The sequence below is a fragment of the Ensifer sp. Root142 genome (assembly GCF_001426785.1).
GTDB classification, from domain to species: Bacteria; Pseudomonadota; Alphaproteobacteria; order Rhizobiales; family Rhizobiaceae; genus Ensifer; species Ensifer canadensis.
Genome location: NZ_LMFK01000001.1, coordinates 773570 through 793480 on the forward strand (window position 1 = coordinate 773570; position 19911 = coordinate 793480).

Annotated in this window: 20 protein-coding genes; 10 read left to right on the plus strand and 10 right to left on the minus strand. The window is 62.3% G+C overall.

The genetic code is table 11. The features are described 5' to 3' along the window. Positions 1-97 precede the first annotated feature (97 nt). Positions 98-2110, plus strand: a complete 2013-nt coding sequence (locus tag ASD52_RS03680; protein ID WP_057223395.1) for a beta-galactosidase — start codon at positions 98-100, stop codon at positions 2108-2110. A 45-nt stretch (positions 2111-2155) separates the two neighbouring features. On the opposite strand, the gene ASD52_RS03685 is transcribed toward ASD52_RS03680, so the two are convergent. Together ASD52_RS03685 and ASD52_RS03690 are read right to left on the minus strand one after the other, a co-directional pair. Further along, the gene (locus ASD52_RS03685) at positions 2156-2650 is read right to left on the minus strand and encodes an SRPBCC family protein (RefSeq protein WP_025429193.1); all 495 of its coding nucleotides are present in this window, start codon (positions 2648-2650) and stop codon (positions 2156-2158) included. A gap of 1 nt (position 2651) precedes the next feature. Further along, complete coding sequence (locus tag ASD52_RS03690; protein ID WP_057222874.1) at positions 2652-3035, minus strand: metalloregulator ArsR/SmtB family transcription factor; 384 nt, start codon at positions 3033-3035, stop codon at positions 2652-2654. A 254-nt stretch (positions 3036-3289) separates the two neighbouring features. Here ASD52_RS03690 and ASD52_RS03695 point away from each other — a divergent pair, with 254 nt between their 5' ends. Continuing rightward, positions 3290-3787, plus strand: a complete 498-nt coding sequence (locus ASD52_RS03695; protein ID WP_025429191.1) for a DUF2165 domain-containing protein — start codon at positions 3290-3292, stop codon at positions 3785-3787. Positions 3788-3877: 90 nt separating this feature from the next. Here the strand turns inward: ASD52_RS03695 and pcaF are convergent, their stop codons facing one another. Genes pcaF through ASD52_RS03710 form a run of 3 tightly spaced genes read right to left on the minus strand, consistent with a single transcriptional unit; the run spans position 3878 to position 6737 of the window. After that, positions 3878-5083 carry a 3-oxoadipyl-CoA thiolase gene (gene pcaF / locus ASD52_RS03700; protein ID WP_057222875.1) on the minus strand — a complete coding sequence of 402 codons (1206 nt, stop codon included), beginning with the start codon at positions 5081-5083 and terminating at the stop codon, positions 3878-3880. Beyond that, positions 5084-5866 (minus strand): CoA-transferase subunit beta, encoded by a 783-nt coding sequence (locus ASD52_RS03705; RefSeq protein ID WP_057222876.1) that lies wholly within the window; start codon positions 5864-5866, stop codon positions 5084-5086. A gap of 10 nt (positions 5867-5876) precedes the next feature. Continuing rightward, positions 5877-6737: a CoA transferase subunit A gene (locus ASD52_RS03710; protein ID WP_057222877.1), complete on the minus strand. Its 861-nt coding sequence runs from the start codon at positions 6735-6737 to the stop codon at positions 5877-5879. Positions 6738-6977: 240 nt separating this feature from the next. On the opposite strand from ASD52_RS03710, the gene ASD52_RS03715 reads away from it, so the two are divergent. After that, on the plus strand, positions 6978-7733 hold the full coding sequence (locus ASD52_RS03715) for an IclR family transcriptional regulator (protein ID WP_025429187.1): 756 nt from the start codon (positions 6978-6980) through the stop codon (positions 7731-7733). A gap of 75 nt (positions 7734-7808) precedes the next feature. Then, positions 7809-8471, plus strand: coding sequence for a sulfite oxidase-like oxidoreductase (locus ASD52_RS03720; protein ID WP_057219044.1), 663 nt, complete (start codon positions 7809-7811; stop codon positions 8469-8471). Between the two features lie 84 nt (positions 8472-8555). Here the strand turns inward: ASD52_RS03720 and ASD52_RS03725 are convergent, their stop codons facing one another. The 5 genes from ASD52_RS03725 to ASD52_RS03745 all read right to left on the minus strand — a co-directional run bounded on the left by ASD52_RS03725 (position 8556) and on the right by ASD52_RS03745 (position 13611). Beyond that, entirely contained in the window at positions 8556-8759 is a 204-nt protein-coding gene (locus ASD52_RS03725; protein WP_025429185.1) for a hypothetical protein, read from the minus strand. A 429-nt stretch (positions 8760-9188) separates the two neighbouring features. Beyond that, positions 9189-9650: an acyl-CoA thioesterase gene (locus ASD52_RS03730; RefSeq protein WP_038578389.1), complete on the minus strand. Its 462-nt coding sequence runs from the start codon at positions 9648-9650 to the stop codon at positions 9189-9191. Positions 9651-9951: 301 nt separating this feature from the next. Continuing rightward, the gene (locus ASD52_RS03735; protein ID WP_057222879.1) at positions 9952-11031 is read right to left on the minus strand and encodes a GSU2403 family nucleotidyltransferase fold protein; all 1080 of its coding nucleotides are present in this window, start codon (positions 11029-11031) and stop codon (positions 9952-9954) included. 211 nt (positions 11032-11242) lie between these two features. After that, positions 11243-12559, minus strand: coding sequence for an aspartate aminotransferase family protein (locus tag ASD52_RS03740; protein ID WP_057222881.1), 1317 nt, complete (start codon positions 12557-12559; stop codon positions 11243-11245). A gap of 2 nt (positions 12560-12561) precedes the next feature. Further along, positions 12562-13611, minus strand: a complete 1050-nt coding sequence (locus tag ASD52_RS03745; protein ID WP_057222883.1) for a phosphotransferase enzyme family protein — start codon at positions 13609-13611, stop codon at positions 12562-12564. 183 nt (positions 13612-13794) lie between these two features. Here ASD52_RS03745 and ASD52_RS03750 point away from each other — a divergent pair, with 183 nt between their 5' ends. The 6 genes from ASD52_RS03750 (at position 13795) to ASD52_RS03775 (ending at position 19699) form a co-directional block, all read left to right on the plus strand. Beyond that, complete coding sequence (locus ASD52_RS03750) at positions 13795-14475, plus strand: GntR family transcriptional regulator (RefSeq protein WP_025429179.1); 681 nt, start codon at positions 13795-13797, stop codon at positions 14473-14475. Positions 14476-14551: 76 nt separating this feature from the next. Then, positions 14552-15292: an SDR family oxidoreductase gene (locus tag ASD52_RS03755; RefSeq protein WP_057223397.1), complete on the plus strand. Its 741-nt coding sequence runs from the start codon at positions 14552-14554 to the stop codon at positions 15290-15292. Between the two features lie 215 nt (positions 15293-15507). Continuing rightward, positions 15508-16560, plus strand: a complete 1053-nt coding sequence (locus tag ASD52_RS03760; protein WP_057222885.1) for an ABC transporter substrate-binding protein — start codon at positions 15508-15510, stop codon at positions 16558-16560. 110 nt (positions 16561-16670) lie between these two features. After that, complete coding sequence (locus tag ASD52_RS03765) at positions 16671-17738, plus strand: ABC transporter ATP-binding protein (protein WP_200953996.1); 1068 nt, start codon at positions 16671-16673, stop codon at positions 17736-17738. Continuing rightward, entirely contained in the window at positions 17735-18913 is a 1179-nt protein-coding gene (locus ASD52_RS03770) for an ABC transporter permease (RefSeq protein WP_057222889.1), read from the plus strand. The genes ASD52_RS03765 and ASD52_RS03770 overlap by 4 nt, the downstream gene beginning before the upstream one ends. Before the next feature lie 3 nt (positions 18914-18916). Further along, positions 18917-19699 (plus strand): ABC transporter permease, encoded by a 783-nt coding sequence (locus ASD52_RS03775; RefSeq protein ID WP_057222891.1) that lies wholly within the window; start codon positions 18917-18919, stop codon positions 19697-19699. Positions 19700-19911 lie beyond the last annotated feature (212 nt).

Genomic DNA, 19911 nt, shown 5'->3' on the forward strand with positions numbered 1-19911 from the left:
GCGCCTGATGATATAAACGTTTATATCTCGGAGAGCGCTCGCATCGAAGACGAAGTGCCGGGTGAAGCCGGCCGAGAGCATGACGAAGGACCCGATCTTGCATATGCCCCTGACGAGACCGAACCGTTTCAACGCCGACCAGCAGGAGACCGACATGCTCGAACTCGGCGTCTGCTACTATCCGGAGCAATGGCCGCGCGAGAAATGGGAAGAGGACGCCCGCCGCATGGTCGAACTGGGGCTTGCCTGGGTGCGCATCGGCGAATTCGCCTGGGCCAAGATCGAACCCAGATCGGGTGAATTTCATTGGGAGTGGCTTGATGACGCGATCGACGTGCTCGGCCGCGCCGGTCTCAAGGTCATCTTGGGCACGCCGACCGCCGCACCGCCGAAGTGGCTGATCGATCGTCACCCGGATATCCTGCCGGTCGACGTGAACGGCGTGGTGCGCAAGTTCGGTGCCCGGCGCCACTATTGCTTCTCCAGTCGCAGCTACCGCATCGAGGCCGCACGCATCTCGGAGGCCATGGCCGAACGTTACGGCAAGAACGCCTTCGTCCATGCCTGGCAGACGGACAACGAATATGGCGACCATGACACGATCTACAGCTATTCCGGCGAGGCCGAGCGGGCGTTTCGGCTTTGGCTCGCCGAGCGCTACGGCACGACCGACGAACTGAACCGCGCCTGGGGCACGGCGTTCTGGGCGATGAACTATAACAGCTTCGACGAAGTCGACCTGCCGAACAATCTTGTCGAGGAGCCGAGCCCGACCCATATCGTCGACTTCATCCGCTTCTCGTCCGACCAGGTGAAGAGCTTCAACAAGGCGCAAGTCGACATCATCCGCAAGCACTCGCCGGGTCGTCCGGTGACGCACAATTTCATGTCGCAGAACACCGACTTCGACCACTACAAGGTCGGCGAAGACATCGATATCGCGTCCTGGGACGTTTACCCGATGGGTGGGCTGTTGAACGGTCGTCTTTCACCGGAGGACAAGGGACGCTACCTGCGTGTCGGCGATCCGGACCAGCCTGCCTTCAACCACGATCTCTACCGGGCCGTCGGCCGTGGACGCGTCTGGGTGATGGAACAGCAGCCCGGTCCGGTCAATTGGGCGGCGCACAACCAGTCGCCGGCCGATGGCATGGTTCGGCTCTGGACCTGGCTTGCCTATGCGCATGGCGTCGACATGGTTTCCTATTTCCGCTGGCGGCAGGTGCCGTTTGCGCAGGAGCAGTTCCATGCCGGCCTCTTGCTTCCCAACAGCGAGCCCGACCAAGGCTATCTCGAGGTGGCTCAGGTCGCAGAAGAGATGAAGCGGCTGCCGAAAGGCGAGGCACGCGGCAAGGCCAAGGTCGCGATCCTGCTCGACTACAATTCGCGCTGGGCGACCCGCGCCCTGCCGCAGGGTCGGACCTATTCGGCCTCGGCGACGGCGCTCGACTGGTATTCGACCGTCTCTCGCCTGGGCGTCGACGTCGATTTCATCGGCCAGCATTCCGATCTCGACGGCTACCAGCTGGTGCTGGCGCCAGACCTTGTCATCGCCAATCAGGCCTTTGTCGAGAAGCTGGTCGCGTCGCAAGCCAGGGTCTTGTTCGGACCGCGCAGCGGCAGCAAGACTGAGGACATGCACATTCCCGAGGGATTGCCGCCGGGACCGCTCGCAGCACTTGTCGACGTCAGTGTCGCTCGCGTTGAATCCCTGCCGGAATTTCATAGCGAGACCGTGCTTTACGGCAACGAGACCTATCCGGCCGGCATCTGGCGCGAGACCGTGCGCACCAGCGAGGCGGTGCTGGCGACCTTCGAAGGGGAATACCGCAATGGCGCGCCGGCACTCGTCGGCAACGACAAGGCGCGTTACATGGCGGCGGCCGCCCGTGGCGACCTGCTGAAAAAGGTGATCAATGACGCCCTTGGCTGGGCTTCGGTCGAAGCGCTCGCCGATCTCGGCGATTTGCGCATCACCCGTCGCGGCAAGCTCAACTTCGCCTTCAACTACGGCAAGGAAGCGGCGGACGTGCCGGCTGGCGCTGGCGCTACCTTCCATGTCGGTGCCCGCAAGCTCGGTCCCGTCGACGTCGCCATCTGGACGGAATGAGAATTGGACCGTGGGCGGATCGCTCCGCCCACGGTCATTCCATGACTATTTGGCCGGTTCGGAGGCCAGGATTCCTTCGAGGCGGTCATAGCCGATGGCAATGCCGCTCTCCATCGGCGACTTGAGGACGGCATCGCGGGTCTCCGTCGAAGAGTAGATAACAGCCGTCGTCACCGTGGTGCGCCCACCCTCCTCGACGAAGTGGGTCGTCACTTGGGTTTGGCCGCCGGTCCAGTCCTCGTCAAAGAGTTCCTCGTGCACGATCCGGTCCGGCGCTTGGATCTCGCGATAGGTTCCGCCCATGCCCATCTCGACACCTTCGGCGCTTTTCCAGACGTAACGGAAGGTCCCGCCAGGTCTCAAATCAATCTCGCAAACGGGCAGCGACCAGCCGTCCGGGCCGGTCAGCCAGCGCTTGACGAGCGCCGGTTTGGTGAAGGCGTCGAAGACCAGCCGGCGCGGCGCGTCAAAGCTGCGGACGATGCGGATTTCCCGGTCGCCATGCGCCGTGACAACAAGTTTGTTGGATGCAGCATTCATGTCATTCCTCCTTCGTGGTGAAATTGGTGGGGAGTGCGGCCGACGCCTGTGATGCAGCGTCGGCTTTCAGCTCCTCAAGCAGGGTGTCGAGGCGGGCAAAATTCGCTTGCCAAAGCTTGCGATATTCCTCCAGCCAGTCGGCTGCCTCAGTGAGCGGATCGATCTCGATGCGGCAGGGACGGCGCTGTGCATCGCGGCTGCGCGAAACCAGCCCGGCGCGCTCCAGCACCTTCAGGTGCTTCGACACGGCCGGCTGGCTCATGGCGAAGGGCTCTGCAAGTTCGAGGACGGATGCTTCGCCCAGGGCCAGACGGGCAAGGATCGCCCGCCGTGTCGGGTCAGCAAGGGCGGAAAAGGTAGCGTCGAGGCGTTCGGATGGGGTCATTTGTATAACCAAATAGTTTTAGAACTATTCGGTTATGTTGCAACTCGGCGCGAGAGTCAAGACTGCCCATGGGCAGGGAGCGCGCGACGCGTTTGCCGGCACCTTTTGCGAAGTGCATATTCGTCACACTGCAAGTTGTGGAAGAGACGCCTCGCGGCCTCGATCAACTTTGCCGGTGGGCTATGGCTGGACTGATGCCGGTAAGATTCGGCCCGGATCTTGGGCGTGCCGGCAGTGGACAGGAGTACCAGACCATGAAGATCATTCGGATTGCCAAAACCGCAGCCGTTGCTGCAATCGCCTTGTTTTCAACGCTCGTCGCCTTCGGCAACATCACCGACTACGCAACGAACTTCGCCTTCGTTCAGCATGTGATGATGATGGATACGATCTTTCCCGACGCGGCGATCAAATATCGCGCCATCACCAGTCCGGTGCTTCACAACCTGTTCTATGTCGTGATCATCGCGGCGGAAACGTTGACGGCGCTGCTTTGCTGGCTCGGTGCCTACAGGCTCGCCACTAACCTCAACGGTGGCGCCCGCGAATTCAACCGGGCGAAGACGGTGGCGATCGCCGGCCTGACGCTCGGCTTCCTCGTCTGGCAGGTCGGCTTCATGTCGGTCGGCGGTGAATGGTTCGGCATGTGGATGTCGAAACAATGGAACGGCGTTCCCGACGCCTTCCGCTTCTTCATCACCATCCTGCTGGTGCTGATCTTCGTGGCGCAGCGCGACGAAGAAACCGTGTGAATGAAAAAGGGGAGCCGTCAATGAACGGCTCCCTATCTGGCTTTCAGATGCGCTTACCGAGCATGCGTTACCGCAAAACCGCGGAGTGCTTTAGACGCGCTCGAGCGCTACGGCGATGCCCTGGCCGACGCCGATGCACATGGTCGACAGTGCATAACGTCCGCCGGTTTCCGCGAGCTCAAGCGCGGCCGTCCCTGTAATGCGGGCGCCGGACATGCCGAGCGGATGGCCAAGGGCAATGGCGCCGCCATTGCGGTTGACGCGGCCGTCGTCGTCGGCAATGCCGAGATCGCGCAGCGTCGCTAGTCCCTGAGAGGCAAAGGCTTCGTTGAGCTCGATGACATCGAACTGTTCCTGCGCCAGGCGAAGACGCGCCATCAATTTCTTCGAGGCCGGGGCCGGGCCGAAACCCATGATGCGCGGTTCAACGCCGGCGGTGGCCCCGCCCAGGATACGGGCGATAGGTCTGAGGCCGTATCTCCTGACCGCCGCCTCGGAGGCAATGATCAACGCCGCCGCGCCATCATTGACGCCCGACGCATTGCCGGCGGTGACCGTGCCTCCTTCTCGTCTGAAGGGTGTGCCGAGCTTGGCAAGCGCCTCCATCGTCGTGGCGCGGGGATGTTCGTCTCTTTCGACGACAGTCGGGTCGCCCTTGCGCTGCGGGATGGTGACGGCGACGATTTCCTTCGCCAGGCGACCGTTGGCTTGCGCGGCTGCCGCCTTCGCCTGGCTGCGCAGCGCAAAGGCGTCCTGATCTTCTCGACTTACCTTGAAATCTTCGGCGACGTTTTCGCCGGTCTCCGGCATGGAATCGACGCCATATTGCTTCTTCATCAGCGGGTTGACGAACCGCCAGCCGATGGTGGTGTCATAGATCTCGGCATTGCGCGAAAATGCGCTCTCCGCTTTCGGCATCACGAAGGGAGCCCGCGACATGCTCTCGACGCCGCCGGCAATCATCAATTCGGCTTCGCCCGCTTTGATGGCACGTGCGGCAGCGATGACGGCATCCATGCCCGAACCGCAGAGCCGGTTGATCGTGGTGCCGGTCACGCTCGCCGGCAACCCGGCCAGAAGCAGCGACATGCGCGCGACGTTGCGGTTGTCTTCACCTGCCTGATTGGCGCAGCCGAAGATGACGTCATCGACCGCTTCCCAATCGAGCGAAGGGTTGCGCTCGATCAGCGCCTTCAGCGGTATCGCGCCGAGGTCGTCTGCCCTGACTGATGAGAGCGCGCCGCCGAAGCGGCCGATCGGCGTGCGGATGTAATCGCAGATATAAGCATCGGCCATTTACGCGGCCTCCTTGTTGCCCTGGTGGGCCTTCTTCGTGCGTGCGTTGATGTCGCGAAGCGTCGCCAGTTCGATCTCAGTCGGCACCGGCGTCTCGATGACCTCTCCGGCGAATTTGATCGGCCAGCCGCAATTGTCGACGATCTGGTCACGCGTGACGCCGTGATGGATCGAAACAACAGTTAGTTCCTTGGTCACCGGATCGGGCTCCAGAATGCAGAGATCGGTGATGATGCGAGTGGGTCCCTTGGTCTTCATGCCGAGCCGTTCGCGATGATCGCCACCTTCGCCATGACCCATCGAGGTGATGAAGGGCAGCTTTTCGACGAATCCACGCTTGGAGAGCGCCATGGTGATGAAGATGCGGCCGCAATTCGACGCGATCTCCGGAGCGCCGCCGCCGCCCGGCAGCCGGACCTTCGGATGGTCATAGGGACCGACGACCGTGGTGTTAAGGTTGGCGAACTTGTCGATCTGCGCGCCGCCGAGAAACCCGGTGGTAATGCGGCCGCCCTGCAGCCAGTAGCGAAACATCTCCGGCACCGAGACGGTGAAGAGGGCGGTATCGCAAAGCTCGCCGTCGCCGATCGACAAGGGGAGAACATCCGGCTTGGTGCCGACGGTTCCGCTTTCGTAGATGAGCGTAATGTCGGGGGCGTGGGTCAACCGCGCCACGTTGCAGGCGGCCGATGGCGCACCGATGCCGACGAAGCAGACGTCGTCGTTGGAAAGCTCGCGTGAGGCTGCGATGGTCATCATCTCGTTGGGGGTGAAATCCGTCATCGTCGCCTCCTCAAGCGGCCTTCGCCGGCTTCCTGCCGGCGTGTCGTGCAAAATCTTCAGGCCCTGCGTCGAGCACGTTCTCCTTGATCCATGCGGTAAAACTCTCACGGTCGCGGGCGATCTCGTCCCAGCCGATGTAGAAGGCGTTCGAGCGCGGATAGTAGCCGTGGGCGTAGGAGGGGAAGGCGCCGCCCGGCACCTGGCTGACCGCCGTTACTGCCCAGGTGGGCAATACGACCGAGTTGGGCGACGGTGGCGCAAGCTCGTCGACGATTTCCTCGACCGTGATGATCGAGCGCTTGGCTGCAAGCACCGCCTCTTTCTGCACGCCGACGATGCCTTCGATGAGCACGTTGCCCTTCCTATCGGCGCGTTGGGCGTGGATGATCGTCACGTCCGGCCGGATCGCCGGAACGGCGGCCAGGACTTCGGACGTGAAGGGGCAGGTGATCTGCTTGATACTCGCGTTCACCTTCGGAAGGTCGGCGCCGATGTAGCCACGCAGCATCGCAAACGGCAGGTTCGCCGCACCCGCCTCATAAGCGTTGGCCATGGCCGCATGGGAATGTTCTTCGATTTCGAGCGGCCGCGGCCACTGGTTTTCGACTGCATCGCGGAAGCGGTGAAGCGAGCCGACGCCGGGATTGCCGCCCCAGGAGAATTTCATGCCGCGGGCAGCACCCACGCCGATCAGCTGATCATAGAGGATGTCCGGCGTCATGCGCACGAGAAACAGGTTCTTGCGACCCTGGCGGATCACTTCATGTCCGGCAGCATAGGGGATCAGATGGGTGAAACCCTCCATGGCAACGGTGTCGCCATCCCTGACATTGTCGCCGATGGCCTCGGCGAGCGAAACGATCTTCGCCATGTTTCCTCTCTTCTGATTTGAGCGTTGCCGCCAATCGGCGGGCGCATGGTTGTCTGCAGGCGGTGGGAAGAGCTGACGCGTCGTCTTTCGCGGTCCATGGAGTGCGGGCCGACAAGCTCCCCTTGCCTGTATTGGCCCGAAATAGGCTCTCAAAAACAGTGAGCGTCAAACATTTTGTGCGATATTTGACATTTGTTCGTATATCGCACAGATTAATTGCCGGTAGAACGAGGATGAGCCATGAGAGAAACCGATTTTGTCAGCGGTTTTGCCCGCGGGCTGACCGTCATCGAGGCTTTTGGTGAGACACAGCAGAAGCTGACGATCACCGAGGCGGCGAAGATTACTGGTCTGGACCGGGCGACCGTGCGCCGCTCGCTGCTGACGCTCTCGGAGCTCGGCTACGCCGACTATGACGGGAAGTTCTTTTCTCTGACCCCGAAAATCCTGCGGCTCGGCCACGCCTACCTCTCGGCGACACCTCTGCCGACGATCGTCCAGCCCTATCTCGACCAGCTCTCGGAGCGGGCAGGTCAAAGCGCTTCCGCCTCGGTTCTCGACGGCACTGAGATTGTCTATATCGCGCGCGCCTCGCAAAGGCGGGTGATGTCGATCAGCCTGATGCCGGGCTCCAGGCTTCCTGCCTATTGCGCATCAATGGGGCGCGTGTGGCTCGCCGCCTTGCCGGAACAGCAGGCGAGGGACGTGCTCGCCCGCTCGGATCTGAAGGCAAACACACCTCATACGAGAACCGACACGGAAGAACTGATGGCCGAAATCGGCCGCGTGCGTCACCAAGGCTATGCGATCATCGACCAGGAGCTGGAAATCGGTCTTTGCTCCATCGCCGTTCCGCTTCAAAACGATCGCAACCAGATCGTCGCGGCACTCAACATCGGCGCGCCGGCCGCACATGTGCCGGCTGCTGAAATGGTCGAACGCTATCTGCCGCTCCTGAGGGAGACGCAGGCTGCCTTGCGGATCGTGCTGCGCTAGAGACAGCTCCCGTCTCTGATGCTTGACGGAAACCGCGACGGGTCTTCTAATCCGCGCGGACCGGAGGAGCACCCGATGACCGACGAAGAACCCCCAACGGAAACCAAGCTGACGACGACGAAGCGGCGTTGGGCGGCGGCCGGCAAGTTCCTCACCGGGCGCGCAGCCCGACCTGAGGACGAACGATTGCCGCCGGGCCAGCACCTTGTTCGGGATTGGCCGGTGCTGGACCTCGGGCAGCAGCCCGCGATCGGCGTGGAGCGCTGGCGGCTGGATGTGACCGGCCTCGTCGAACAACGCCTGTCGCTGGATTGGATAGCGTTCAAGGCATTGCCGCAGAGCGACAGCCTCTCCGACATCCATTGCGTCACCACCTGGTCGCGCTACGACAATCGCTGGCAAGGGGTCTTGACGCACGACCTGCTCGACCTGGTCATGCCGAAGCCTGAAGCGTCTCATGTGATGCTGACGAGCTACGATGGTTATACGACCAATCTGCCGCTCGCCGATTTTGCCTCGGAACACGCGATCCTTGCGACCGATTGGGAGGGCAAGCCGATCAGCCGCACCCATGGCGGGCCGATGCGGCTTGTCGTGCCGCATCTCTATTTCTGGAAGAGCGCAAAGTGGCTGACGCGCATCGATTTTCGAGCCGGCGACGAGGCCGGTTTCTGGGAGCGCAATGGCTACCACATGCGTGGCGACCCTTGGCTTGAGCAGCGTTATTCCGCTGACTGACGGCCGGGCGTGGCTTTGGATATTGCCGGGAAAATGTATTCTGCGTTGCCCGCCGCGATCTGCCGGCGGGCAACGCAGCTGATGCTATTTCATCAGGTCCATATGCTGTTCGGCCCGCGCCTTGATCAAAGGGTCGAGGTCCGACTTGTAAGGCCCGTATTTCGTAAACATTTCGTGGGCTTCGAGCGGCGGAATGCCGGATGCGCGGATGAAATCCTCCAGATCATACCGGACCTCGCCGTTGGCGACGCCCTCTGTAAACTGAAGTCCCGTCTCGGATGTGGACATTTGAATCTCCGTTATCCCGAGCCCGCAACGACGGTGTTGGTTCCCGTGGCAGCAGGCGTTGATAGGTGGCTTCGCTTGTTCACGAAAATGGCGCCAGATGCAGAACGCGGCGCGATGGTTTTGAACGCGTCATTGTGGCTTTTCAGAACGCGGGGGCATGCTCACAGCACATTTGCGCGGGATTCACGCCGCAGAGGCGCCGAATGCATGTATGGGCTTCAACAGGCTTAAGGGCCAACAACGCCGCCCTCCATGCGCCGGGCAGGTGGCGAACCGCTCCCCTTGGCCATTTAGCTCCGGCCGGTGAAAGATACACTATCAAGCCGCCGGGCCAAACACAGGAATGGTCCTTGCGAGGCCTTGTTGCAAAAAGTGACCTTGGCTCCGGCGCCGGGCGAAGCCACCATGCGAGCAAACGGATTGCGGCGATCAGGCTTCGGTGGGCGAGCCAGCAGCTTGAAAGCGGGCCTCGAACTCCCGCCGCAGGTTTTTCCGCACCTCCGCCGCGCGCTGGCGTCGCTTTCGGATGCTGGTCACGGGATTGTAAGTCGGAACCGCGGTCGGACGCCCCTCGGCATCGACGGCCACCATAGTGAAATAGCAGGAGTTCGTGTGCCTGCGCTCGCCGGTGCGGATGTTTTCGGCTTCGACGCGGATCCCGACTTCCATCGAGGTCCGCCCGGCCTGATTGATCGAGGCGCGAAAGGTCACGAGTTCGCCGACATGGATCGGCTGCCGGAAGACGACCTGGTCCACTGACAAGGTCACCGCATATTCCTGCGAATAGCGCGAGGCGCAGGAAAACGCGACGCGGTCGAGAAGATTGAGCAGGGCGCCGCCATGGACCTTGCCGCTGAAGTTGGCCATGTCGGGCGTCATCAAGACGACCATTTCAAGCTCGCTGGTGTCATGTCCGGCTTCCACGGCCACTCCCTCTAAGATGATCGCAGCTCTTCTGTACCGATACGCGGCCGACGATGCCAGTATTCCAAGCCATGGTCCAGCGGTCAGTGAGACGTCCGGCTCGGTGGGCGACCGTGGGACTGGCCAGGGTGCGGGTCGCCGGGAGAAGAGCCAAACCGCGACTGCAGAGGTAAATGGTCGCACCTGGACCGGAATCTCTGGCGGCCCTGACATCACCGGGTGCCGACTTCACGATCGTCGATCATACTCTTGATGATGTTTCGGAGTGCTACTCCGCTTCGTAATCGACACCCAGTTCATGGAACAAGGCGGCCGTGGCAGCTCTATCCCCTCGGGACATGTACCCCATTCCGGCCCGGATCGCATGGCGCCAGGCCTCTCCCCTTTCCCAGGCTTCCTTGAGAGCGTCCGACAGCTCGCCGAGACGGTTGGAAGCATCGAGCGCATCGAAGAGCAATACCGCTTGCCTCAAGTCTTTGTCGCGCTTTGCAGCCCCAATCGTATCGACTACGCGGCGGGAGGCCACAATCAGCTTGTGAACAGCATAGCGCTCCGGAGCCGGGACGATCACGGAGATACCGCTTTTGTGTAGCAGGACGGCTCGCACGGGCTCATAAATGAGGAAATCCAAAAACCGCAGCGGATCGGCGCTTGCCCCACCCAGGGCGGGCATGTCGGCCGGTTGATCTTGATAGTCATCACTACCCCTATTTCCGGTCAAGAATTCCACATTGTAGCTCGCCCGGTTCTTGAATGCCGTTGATCGGGTTGACCCTGAGCGGTGCGGGATCGGCCGGAAGGTCGGATCGACGCCTTGTAGGATTTCAAGAATAGGCGGAAACGAATCCCCTACTTCGGAGCTGATCGCGTAGTCCTGGGCGAAATCAGCAACACCCGTCATCATCGAGGCGGCAGGAAGACGGACGCCAAGATGGCCCGCATAGGTCGAGAACGCTACCGTTCCTACCAAGCAGGCCCGCAAGCGGAAAATGCCAGCCTGGGCCAGCGCCTCGACGACATCGCCGGAAAACGGTTCGGGAGCTGGTAATCCAGCCTCGCGAACGAGGGTGGTGACCAGCTTACGGCGGGCCTTGACGTCATCCTTGATCGCGCGGAAGTCCTTTACCCGCCTGTTGATTTCGGGATCATCGGTCGGTCCAACATACCGGCGTTTCTGCCGGTGGCCCTCGCCTTCGCCTGGCTGGTCGAAATACCAGTATTTGCGGGCTTTGACCGTGACCGGCACGAAGCGGCCTTCGACCGGGAAATGGGCCGAGAAGCTGGCGTCGAGCAAACGTTGACCGAGTTCAGCGGTCATCGTGCGATACATCAGGTCGATCTGCCGCATATTTGCCCCGTTATACTGAATCGCGAAAGTTAGTATAACAGTCGGAGACTCCGATGGGAGTGGTGTTATACTGATATTGCGAATTTAGTATAACGCCACCAGCTCGCAATCTGACCCCAGCCGGTGCGGATGCGGGCCATCAGCATCTCGGTCACTCGCGTCAGGCCACGCCGCTCCGGCCACCCGGCCTTGCAGGACAGCTTCGATTCTTTCAGAGCGTCCTCAGCACGTCGCCGAGTGCGTCAACCAGCATGTCGGCGTTCTCGCGGGAGAAGACGAGGGGAGGGCGGATCTTCAGAACGTTAGCATTGGGACCTGAGGCGCTGATCAGGATGCGCCGCTCGCGCAGGCCGTTGACGATGCGTGTCGACAGGGCCGCGTCAGGACGCTTTGTGGCCGAGTCCACGATGATCTCGACGCCGATGAAGAGCCCAGACCCGCGCACGTCGCCGATCGCCGGATGGGTAGCTGAGAGGCTCTTCACCCTGTCCATAAGGTGGCGACCAACCACCAGCGCATTCTGTTGGAGGCCTTCAATGCGGATCGTGTCCAGCACGGCCTTGCCGGCGGCGGCAGCGACTGGATTACCGCCGAACGTGTTGAAATAGCGCGCCCGAGGACCGAACTCGGCAATGACCTCCGGGCGCAGAACGATGCCGGCCATCGGGTAGCCGTTGCCCATCGGCTTGCCGATCGTCACCATATCGGGCGCGACGCCGTGGCGTTCGAAGCCCCACATGGCCTCGCCGGTGCGGCCGAAGCCGGGCTGTACTTCATCCGCCACGAAGAGACCGCCGGCCTCATGGATGGCGTCGACCGCCGGCTTCAGAAAACCTTTCGGTCCCTCGAAAATACCGTCGCTGGAAAAGATCGTGTCGGTGATCAGCATGGCCGGCTTGATGCCGTGGCGCTTCAGGTCGGCAATCGCCGCGCGCACGTCGCGGCCGAACTTTTCCACCATCTCTTCGGCGGAATGACGGTAGCTGTCCGGGGCGGGCACGGTGCGTACATGCGGCCCCAGCGTCACGGCTTCGCCGAGGGATGGCGAGAATTCCGCGATGGCGCTCGTGAGACCGTGATAGGCAAGCTCCGTTGCGATGATGCCTGTGCCGCCGGTGACGAAGCGGGCGATGCGCACCGCAAGGTCATTCGCCTCGCTGCCGGTACAGGTGAACATGACCTGGCTGAGCGCCTCGGGGAAGGTGGCCGTCAGCGCCTCTGCATAGTCGACGATGCCTTCGTGCAGGTAGCGCGTGTGGGTGTTCAGCACGGCGGTTTGCCTGGTGATCGCCTCCACCACGCGCGGGTGGCAATGGCCGAGCGAGGCGACGTTGTTGTAGGCATCGAGATATCGTTCGCCGGCCGCGTCATAGAGAAAGACGCCTTCGCCGCGCACGAGATGCAGCGGTTTTTCATAGAAGAGGCGGTAGGCGGGACCGAGCACCTTTTCCCGGCGCGCGATCAGCGCCCGTTCGGCTTCGTTGAGCCGTTCGAAATCTTCGCGCGAGAAGGCATTTACCATCGACATGATCAGGCCTCGGAAAGGTTGGGCACGAGCCTTTTCAGCCCGGCCGGCGTCAGATCGGATATGTTTTGAAGCCCCCGCCAGGCGGTGGCGTGGTTGCGCAAAATGTAGTCGCGGTTTTCCGGGAAGCGTGCGGAGCGCCATTCCGCGATGATGAGAGACATCGCCAGCCGCGACCGGGTCAACACTGGTAGAAGTTCAATTTCGGCAGGCTCCAACGCACGTGCCGAAAGGAACCCCTCCAGGAAGGAACTGGTGCGCGCCGCCCAGTTTTCCGTCGCCAGATGATAGGAAAGCGCGACGGCAAGATCGTTGATGAGTGGCGCATGGACCATGTCGCCGAAATCGATGATGCCGACGACTGCGGTGGGTGCGGCCGGATCGAGCAAGACATTGTGCGGGTTGAAGTCGTTGTGGATGATCTGCCGCCGCTTGAGATTGGTGATGGCGGGAAGCGCCCGCTCGAACTCCGCCAGCACGGCCTTCGCCTGCGCCCGGCGTTCGGGCGCGACATGGTCGAGGACGGCAGTGAGATCGAGCGTGTGGGAAATGTCCCACATCAGCTTTCCCGCCGGCGGGCGTCCGTCATAGTTCTCAAGGCCGAGCCCGAGTTCCGCAAGCGCCCGGCCGACGTTGCGGCTCTGCGCCTCGGAGGCGGGTGTGCGGTACTGCAATTCTCCCCGCAGGAAAGTGAGCAGGCGCATGATGCGCGGGCCATCGGCGGTGGAAAGCGTGTGGCTAGGCTCTCCGCTTTTCGTGAGTATGAGCCGCGGCACCGGTACGGCGGGGGCGGCAGCCTCCAGATGCAGGAGCGCACCGTCCTGGAATTCCAGCGCGGCCGGGTCCTCGGCGGGATTGGCAATCTTGAGGATGAAGTCCGTTTCGTCCGAGCGGGTGAAAAGAAAGGTCTCGTCCCTTTCGCTGGAAAACCGCCTGATCGTGCCGCCCATGCCATAGACCTGCGTCACCGCGGCCTCGGCATCGGCAAGCGATGTCGCACTCCACGTCGCCGACATGGAATCGGCCTTCTTGGCGGTGGGCGATGGCTCCGTCATGCTTGCTCCGTTGGTGGGGTTGCCCGCATTTCCTTCGATTGTCCCTGCCGTCTGCTGACCACGGTGCCGACTAAATTGCCGCCGCAAGCCGTTTGGCGGAAGATGTCCGCGACATGTCATACTTGAAACACGCCGAAAAAGATGCATCAAGTATCTTGTTATTCGATTTTGCGGACCAGTTCCATGCCTCAATTTACGTCACTGGATCATGAGAACCTCAACAGCGCCGTTTATGGTGCGTTGTGCGATGCCCTGATCCAGGGACGGTTCCAGCCCGGCGACCGGCTGAAGATCCGTGATCTGGCGGAACAATTCGGCACGAGCGTCACACCGATCCGCGACGCCATCCTTCGGCTTGCCAATGACGAGGCGATCACCTTCCGCTCGCCGCGCGACATCCGCATCCCGGGTTTGAGCGAAAACCGCTACCGCGAGATCCGCGCAATCCGTGTCCGGCTGGAGGGATTGGCGGCGGAAACCGCCGCCCAGGTGGCGACGAGCACGGATATCGAGGCATTGGAACGCATCTTGCGCGAAAATGAACAGGCAATCGAGGCTGGCGACCGGCTGAAGGGCACGCAACTCAACCAAGCCTTCCACTTCCTGTTGCCGCAGATCGCTGGGCTGCCGGTACTGAACGGCATCCTGCGGCGGCTCTGGCTGCAGATGGGGCCGCACATTTCCGATGCCTATATAGAGGGTGGACGTGCGATGATCGACCATCACTACCCGGTCGTCGAAGCCCTGAAACGGCACGATTCCGCCGCCGCCTCGATGGCGATCGTCGACGATATCCTGCTCGGCGGCAAGCCGATCCTCGAGCGCATCGAACGGGGCACGGAGCGGGAGGCGCGCCGGGCCTGATACCGCTTGGAAGAGGAGGCTTGCAATTCATGGGCGGCCTATTACGATGTATCAAGCATCAACAGAGAACGCTCCCATGACCGAAGAATGCCGCTACATGTTGCTGACGGGTGCGAGCCGCGGGATCGGTCATGCGACGGTCAAGCTCTTCCAGTCGAAGGGCTGGCGCATTCTCACCGTTTCCCGCCAATCCTTTTCCGAGGAATGCGCCTGGCCCTCCGCCCGCGAAAGCCATATCCAGGCCGACCTCGCGGATCTCACGCAGATCGATCGCCTCGCAGCGACGGTGCGCGAGCGCCTGCCGAACGGCCGGCTGCATGCACTCGTCAACAATGCCGGCATTTCGCCGAAGGGGCCGGGCAAGAGCCGCCTCGGTGTGCTGGATACGGATGCCGATGTCTGGACGCAGGTGCTCAATGTCAATCTTGTCTCGACCGCTTTGATCGCCCGCGCGCTCATGCCGGAACTGGAAGCGGCGAAGGGCTCGATCGTCAATGTTACGTCCATCGCCGGCTCGCGCGTCCATCCCTTTGCGGGCGTTGCCTATGCGGCGTCCAAGGCGGCGCTTGGCTCACTGACCCGCGAAATGGCGCACGAATTCGGCCAACGCGGGGTCAGGGCGAATGCCATTGCGCCGGGCGAGATCGAAACGTCGATCCTGTCGCCCGGAACGGATGAACTGGTGGCGGCGGAAGTGCCGATGCGAAGACTGGGCGAACCGCGCGAAGTCGCGGAGACCATCTATTTCCTCTGCACTGAGCCGTCGTCCTACATCAACGGCGCGGAAATTCACATCAATGGAGGTCAACACGTCTGACGATGGTCAACCGGGGAAAATCCCCGCTGACCGACAAGGACCGGAATGCATCATTCGGTCGGACAACGCCCGGGGAGAAAGGGCGCGACGACCGGAGAGACTGTAATCATCGCGATACGCCAAAGACAGGGACGGGTCAGCAGTCCGCATCAAATCGTCAACGGGGGCCGGAGGCTGACGGCGGTTCCTTCACAAACGAAGAAAAGGGGAGTGCAATGAAGACTATCTTTAAAGCGGGTGTGCTGGCGTCCGCCGTCGTCATTCTGTCCGCAAGCCTTGCCGCACCGGCATTCGCACGGGACCTGACCGTCGTCTCCTGGGGCGGCAACTATCAGGACGCGCAGCGCGACATCTATTTCAAGCCCTTCGCCGAAAAGACCGGCAAGCCGGTGCTCGACGAAGCCTGGGACGGCGGCATCGGCGTCATCCAGTCGAAGGTCAAGGCCGGCGCACCGAACTGGGATGCCGTGCAGGTGGAAGCCGAAGAGTTGGCGCTCGGCTGTGCCGACGGTCTTTATGAAAAGATCGACTGGGACAAGATGGGCGGCAAGGACAAGTTCCTCGATTCTGCGGTCGATGACTGTGGTGTCGGCGCCATCGTCTGGTCGACGGCGATCGCCTATGACGGCGACAAGCTGAAGGAAGGCCCGGCCTCCTGGGCGGACTTCTGGAACGTCGAAAAATTCCCCGGCAAGCGCGCGCTGCGAAAAGGCCCGAAATATACGCTCGAATTCGCGCTGCTCGCCGATGGCGTCTCTAAGGACGAACTGTACGACGTGCTTGGGACCGACGAAGGGGTCGAGCGCGCTTTCAAGAAGCTCGACGAGTTGAAGCCGCACATCGTTTGGTGGGAATCGGGCGCCCAGCCGCTGCAGTTCCTCGCCTCCGGCGAAGTGGCGATGACGTCGGCCTATAACGGCCGCATCACCGGCATCAACCGCACGGAAGGCAAGAACTTCAAGGTCGTCTGGCCGGGCAGCATCTACGCCGTCGATAGCTGGGTGGTGCTGAAGGACGCGGAAAACAAGGACGCTGCACAGGACTTCATCGCCTTCGCAAGCCTGCCCGAACATCAGGCGAAGCTGCCGGAATTCGTCGCCTACGGCCTGCCGAACAAGGAAGCCGCAGCCAAGGTTCCGGCGGAATTCGCCAAGGACTTGCCGACCGATCCGGCGAACATGACGGAGTCGATCTCGCTGAATGTGGACTTCTGGATCGACAACGCCGAAACGCTGACGCAGCGCTTCAACGCCTGGCTGGCCCAGTAAGAACATCCGCCGCGAAGGGCGCCGCGACGGGCGCCCTTCCTGCCTGGCCGGATGCGTTCTCACGGGTTTTCCAGATGGCGCATCCTTCGCCTCTAGCGATGGAGTCTTCCGTGGCCGAGTTCATTCGATTTGACCGCATCACCAAATTCTACGGCCCGCTCTGCGTGGTTGAAAACCTGGCTCTCGGCATTGGGAAGGGCGAGTTCGTAAGCCTGCTCGGCCCCTCCGGCTCCGGCAAGACGACGCTCCTGATGATGCTGGCGGGTTTCGAGCAGCCGACCTCCGGCAATATCATGCTGGACGGGACGGCGATCAACGACGTGCCGACCCACAAGCGGGACATGGGGGTCGTCTTCCAGAGTTATGCTTTGTTCCCGCATATGTCGGTCGGCGAGAACGTGGCCTTCCCGTTGCAGATGCGTAGGCTCGGCAAGGCGGAGATCGCCGAGCGCGTGGCGCGGGCGCTGGACATGGTGCAGCTGTCGGCCTTCGCCGACCGCCGCCCTTCGCAACTCTCCGGTGGGCAGCAACAGCGTGTGGCGCTTTCCCGCGCGCTGGTCTTCGAGCCGCGCGTCGTGCTGATGGACGAGCCGCTCGGCGCGCTCGACAAGCAGTTGCGCGAGCAGATGCAACTCGACATTCGCGACCTGCACCGCCGCCTTGGCGTGACGATTGTCTTCGTCACACATGACCAGTCGGAGGCGCTGACCATGTCGGACCGCGTCGCCGTCTTCAACAAGGGTAAGATTGAGCAGATCGGCACGCCGCGGCAGGTCTATGACGAACCGGCGACGCGCTTCGTCGCGGAATTTATCGGCGAGACCAATCTGGTCGAGGGTGTCGTCGAGGCGGTGCAGGGGCAGGAGGCGACCGTGCGCCTGCGGAACGGCGCGCATATCGTTTCGGCCGTTTCCGGCAGCGTCGCCTCCGGCCAGCCCGTCTTTCTCTCCATCCGCCCGGAGCGGGTCGATCTCAGTGAAACGCGCGGTGAAGCGCGCAATTGCCTGGAAACGGAAGTGACCGATTCCGTCTATCAGGGCGATCATCTGCGCGTGCAGTTGCAGAACGCCGCGCAACCGCTGATCGCCAAGCTCGGGCGCCGGTCGCGCGAATTCCCGCCGGGCACCAAGGTCTATGCGGCCTTTTCAGCCGGCGATTGCCGGGTCATCGCGCCATGAGTGCAGTCTCGTCCCGGTCCGGGCGGTCGCTCGTTCTTCTTGCCCCGTTGCTTCTCTTCCTCATCGGCTTCTTCGTCTGGCCGCTATTCAGCATGATGTCGCAGGCCGTGTCGGATCCGGCCGTACTGCGCCTGCTTCCGCGCAGCGCCGAAGTGCTGACGGATTGGGATCGAAAATCGCCGCCGACCATGCCCATGCAGACGGCGCTGATGGCGGACCTGAAGGCCGTCGATGACGACCAGGCGCTCGGCGATATGGTCCGCCGCCTCAACAGCGCCCGTTCCGGCTTCCGCACGCTCATGTCCAAGACGACCAGCGCGCTCGACGACACGGCCAACCCGCCCACCGACCTCGTCTCCATCGACAAGCGTTGGGAGAAACCGGAATTCTGGCTGGCCATCGCCGATGCGCTCTCGCCGCTCACCGATCGCAACCTGCTCGCCGCAGTCGATCTCGGCCGCAATGCCGCCGGCGATATCGAGCACTTGCCAGCCGACCGGTCCGTCAACCGCGTTATTCTCGTGCGCACCTTCTGGATCGCCGCACTCGTCACCTTCGCCTGCGCCGGTATCGGCTTCCCCTATGCGATGATCGCGGCTTCGCTTACCGGCTGGAAGCGCGACCTGATGCTGGCTGCCGTGCTGCTGCCGCTATGGACTTCGCTTCTGGTACGCACCGCCGCCTGGTTCATCCTGTTGCAGGAACAAGGGCTGATCAACGACCTTCTGCAAACGCTCGGCCTGATCGATGCGCCGCTGCCGTTGATCTTCAATCGAACCGGCGTCATCATCGCCATGACCCATGTGCTGCTGCCTTTCATGGTGCTGCCGATCTATTCGGTGCTTATTACCATCCCGAAGAACCTGATGCCGGCGGCCGCCTCGCTCGGAGCGCCGCCCTGGCGCGCGTTCCTGCGCGTGCTGCTGCCGCTGAGCCTGCGCGGCGTCGCCTCCGGCAGCCTGCTCGTCTTCATTTCGGCGATCGGCTACTACATCACGCCGGCTCTGATTGGCGGGCCGGGCGACCAGATGATCAGCTCGATCATCGCCTTCTACGCCACAGGTTCTGCGAACTGGGGCATGGCCGGGGCGCTTGGCGTCGTGCTGCTTGTCGCGACGCTGCTGCTCTATAGTGTCTATGCGCGGCTCTCCACTGACGAGCCGGGGAGGCGCTAGGTCATGCCGATGAAGCTCACCAAGTTCGCTTTCGCCTCGCTGACGATCCTCTTTCTCGTCGCGCCGCTCATCGCGATCCTGCCGCTCGCCTTCACCTCGAGCGTCATCCTCACCTACCCGATCCCGTCCTGGTCGCTGCGCTGGTTCGAGGAATTGTTCACGGCGGATGCCTGGCGTCGGGCGATCTTTAACAGCCTGATCATCGGGACGGGCACGACGCTGCTCGCCACCGTCCTTGGCACCGCCGCCTCGCTCGGCCTGCGCAACCGCCTCCTCTTCTTCCGCGGGTCAATACGCACGCTCTTCCTACTGCCCATGGTGGTGCCCGCTGTCGTGCTCGGTGTCGGCATGCAGGTGCTGCTTGCGGGTTTCGGCCTGACAAACAGCTATGTCGGCGTGATCATCGCCCACACTGTCGTCGCCGTGCCCTTCGTCGTGGTCAGCGTCATCGGCGCGCTTGCCGGCATCGACGAACGCGTGGAACTCGCCGCACAAAGCCTCGGCGCTTCGCCCGCAACGGTCTTCCGCCGCGTGACCCTGCCGCTCGCCATGCCCGGCGTGCTCTCCGGCGCGGTGCTGGCCTTCGCCACCTCGCTGGACGAGGTTGTGCTGACGCTCTTTGTCGCCGGTCCCAACCAGCGTACGCTGGCCCGGCAGATGTTTTCCAGTATCCGTGAGAACATCAGCCCCGCGATTGCGGCAGCGGCCTTCCTCTTCATCGTCGCGACAATTCTGATCGGCCTCGCGGTTGTGCTGTCTCGATCTATGCTGGCGAAGCGGCGTTAGACAATTTGCGCGTCCGGGATGGAAAGATCGTTGAAGGCTTTGGATACGTAAAAGATATGCGCGCTGACGCCGGCCGACTGAACGAAATCCCGCACTAAGGAGAATGGGAACAGCATCCTCAACCGCCCGTGGCGTCTCCCAATCGTGGCACCCCACTCATTCCTCTGCGCACGTCCACACACGGGCGAACGAGACACCGCGAAGCCCAGCGT

Coding starts and splice junctions, on each gene's coding strand:
- ASD52_RS03685 (WP_025429193.1), bottom strand. CDS start 2,650: ATGAATGCTGCATCCAACAAACTTGTTGTCACGGCGCATGGCGACCGG.
- ASD52_RS03690 (WP_057222874.1), bottom strand. CDS start 3,035: ATGACCCCATCCGAACGCCTCGACGCTACCTTTTCCGCCCTTGCTGAC.
- ASD52_RS03695 (WP_025429191.1), top strand. CDS start 3,290: ATGAAGATCATTCGGATTGCCAAAACCGCAGCCGTTGCTGCAATCGCC.
- pcaF (WP_057222875.1), bottom strand. CDS start 5,083: ATGGCCGATGCTTATATCTGCGATTACATCCGCACGCCGATCGGCCGC.
- ASD52_RS03705 (WP_057222876.1), bottom strand. CDS start 5,866: ATGACGGATTTCACCCCCAACGAGATGATGACCATCGCAGCCTCACGC.
- ASD52_RS03710 (WP_057222877.1), bottom strand. CDS start 6,737: ATGGCGAAGATCGTTTCGCTCGCCGAGGCCATCGGCGACAATGTCAGG.
- ASD52_RS03715 (WP_025429187.1), top strand. CDS start 6,978: ATGAGAGAAACCGATTTTGTCAGCGGTTTTGCCCGCGGGCTGACCGTC.
- ASD52_RS03720 (WP_057219044.1), top strand. CDS start 7,809: ATGACCGACGAAGAACCCCCAACGGAAACCAAGCTGACGACGACGAAG.
- ASD52_RS03725 (WP_025429185.1), bottom strand. CDS start 8,759: ATGTCCACATCCGAGACGGGACTTCAGTTTACAGAGGGCGTCGCCAAC.
- ASD52_RS03730 (WP_038578389.1), bottom strand. CDS start 9,650: ATGGTCGTCTTGATGACGCCCGACATGGCCAACTTCAGCGGCAAGGTC.
- ASD52_RS03735 (WP_057222879.1), bottom strand. CDS start 11,031: ATGCGGCAGATCGACCTGATGTATCGCACGATGACCGCTGAACTCGGT.
- ASD52_RS03740 (WP_057222881.1), bottom strand. CDS start 12,559: ATGTCGATGGTAAATGCCTTCTCGCGCGAAGATTTCGAACGGCTCAAC.
- ASD52_RS03745 (WP_057222883.1), bottom strand. CDS start 13,611: ATGACGGAGCCATCGCCCACCGCCAAGAAGGCCGATTCCATGTCGGCG.
- ASD52_RS03750 (WP_025429179.1), top strand. CDS start 13,795: ATGCCTCAATTTACGTCACTGGATCATGAGAACCTCAACAGCGCCGTT.
- ASD52_RS03755 (WP_057223397.1), top strand. CDS start 14,552: ATGACCGAAGAATGCCGCTACATGTTGCTGACGGGTGCGAGCCGCGGG.
- ASD52_RS03760 (WP_057222885.1), top strand. CDS start 15,508: ATGAAGACTATCTTTAAAGCGGGTGTGCTGGCGTCCGCCGTCGTCATT.
- ASD52_RS03770 (WP_057222889.1), top strand. CDS start 17,735: ATGAGTGCAGTCTCGTCCCGGTCCGGGCGGTCGCTCGTTCTTCTTGCC.
- ASD52_RS03775 (WP_057222891.1), top strand. CDS start 18,917: ATGCCGATGAAGCTCACCAAGTTCGCTTTCGCCTCGCTGACGATCCTC.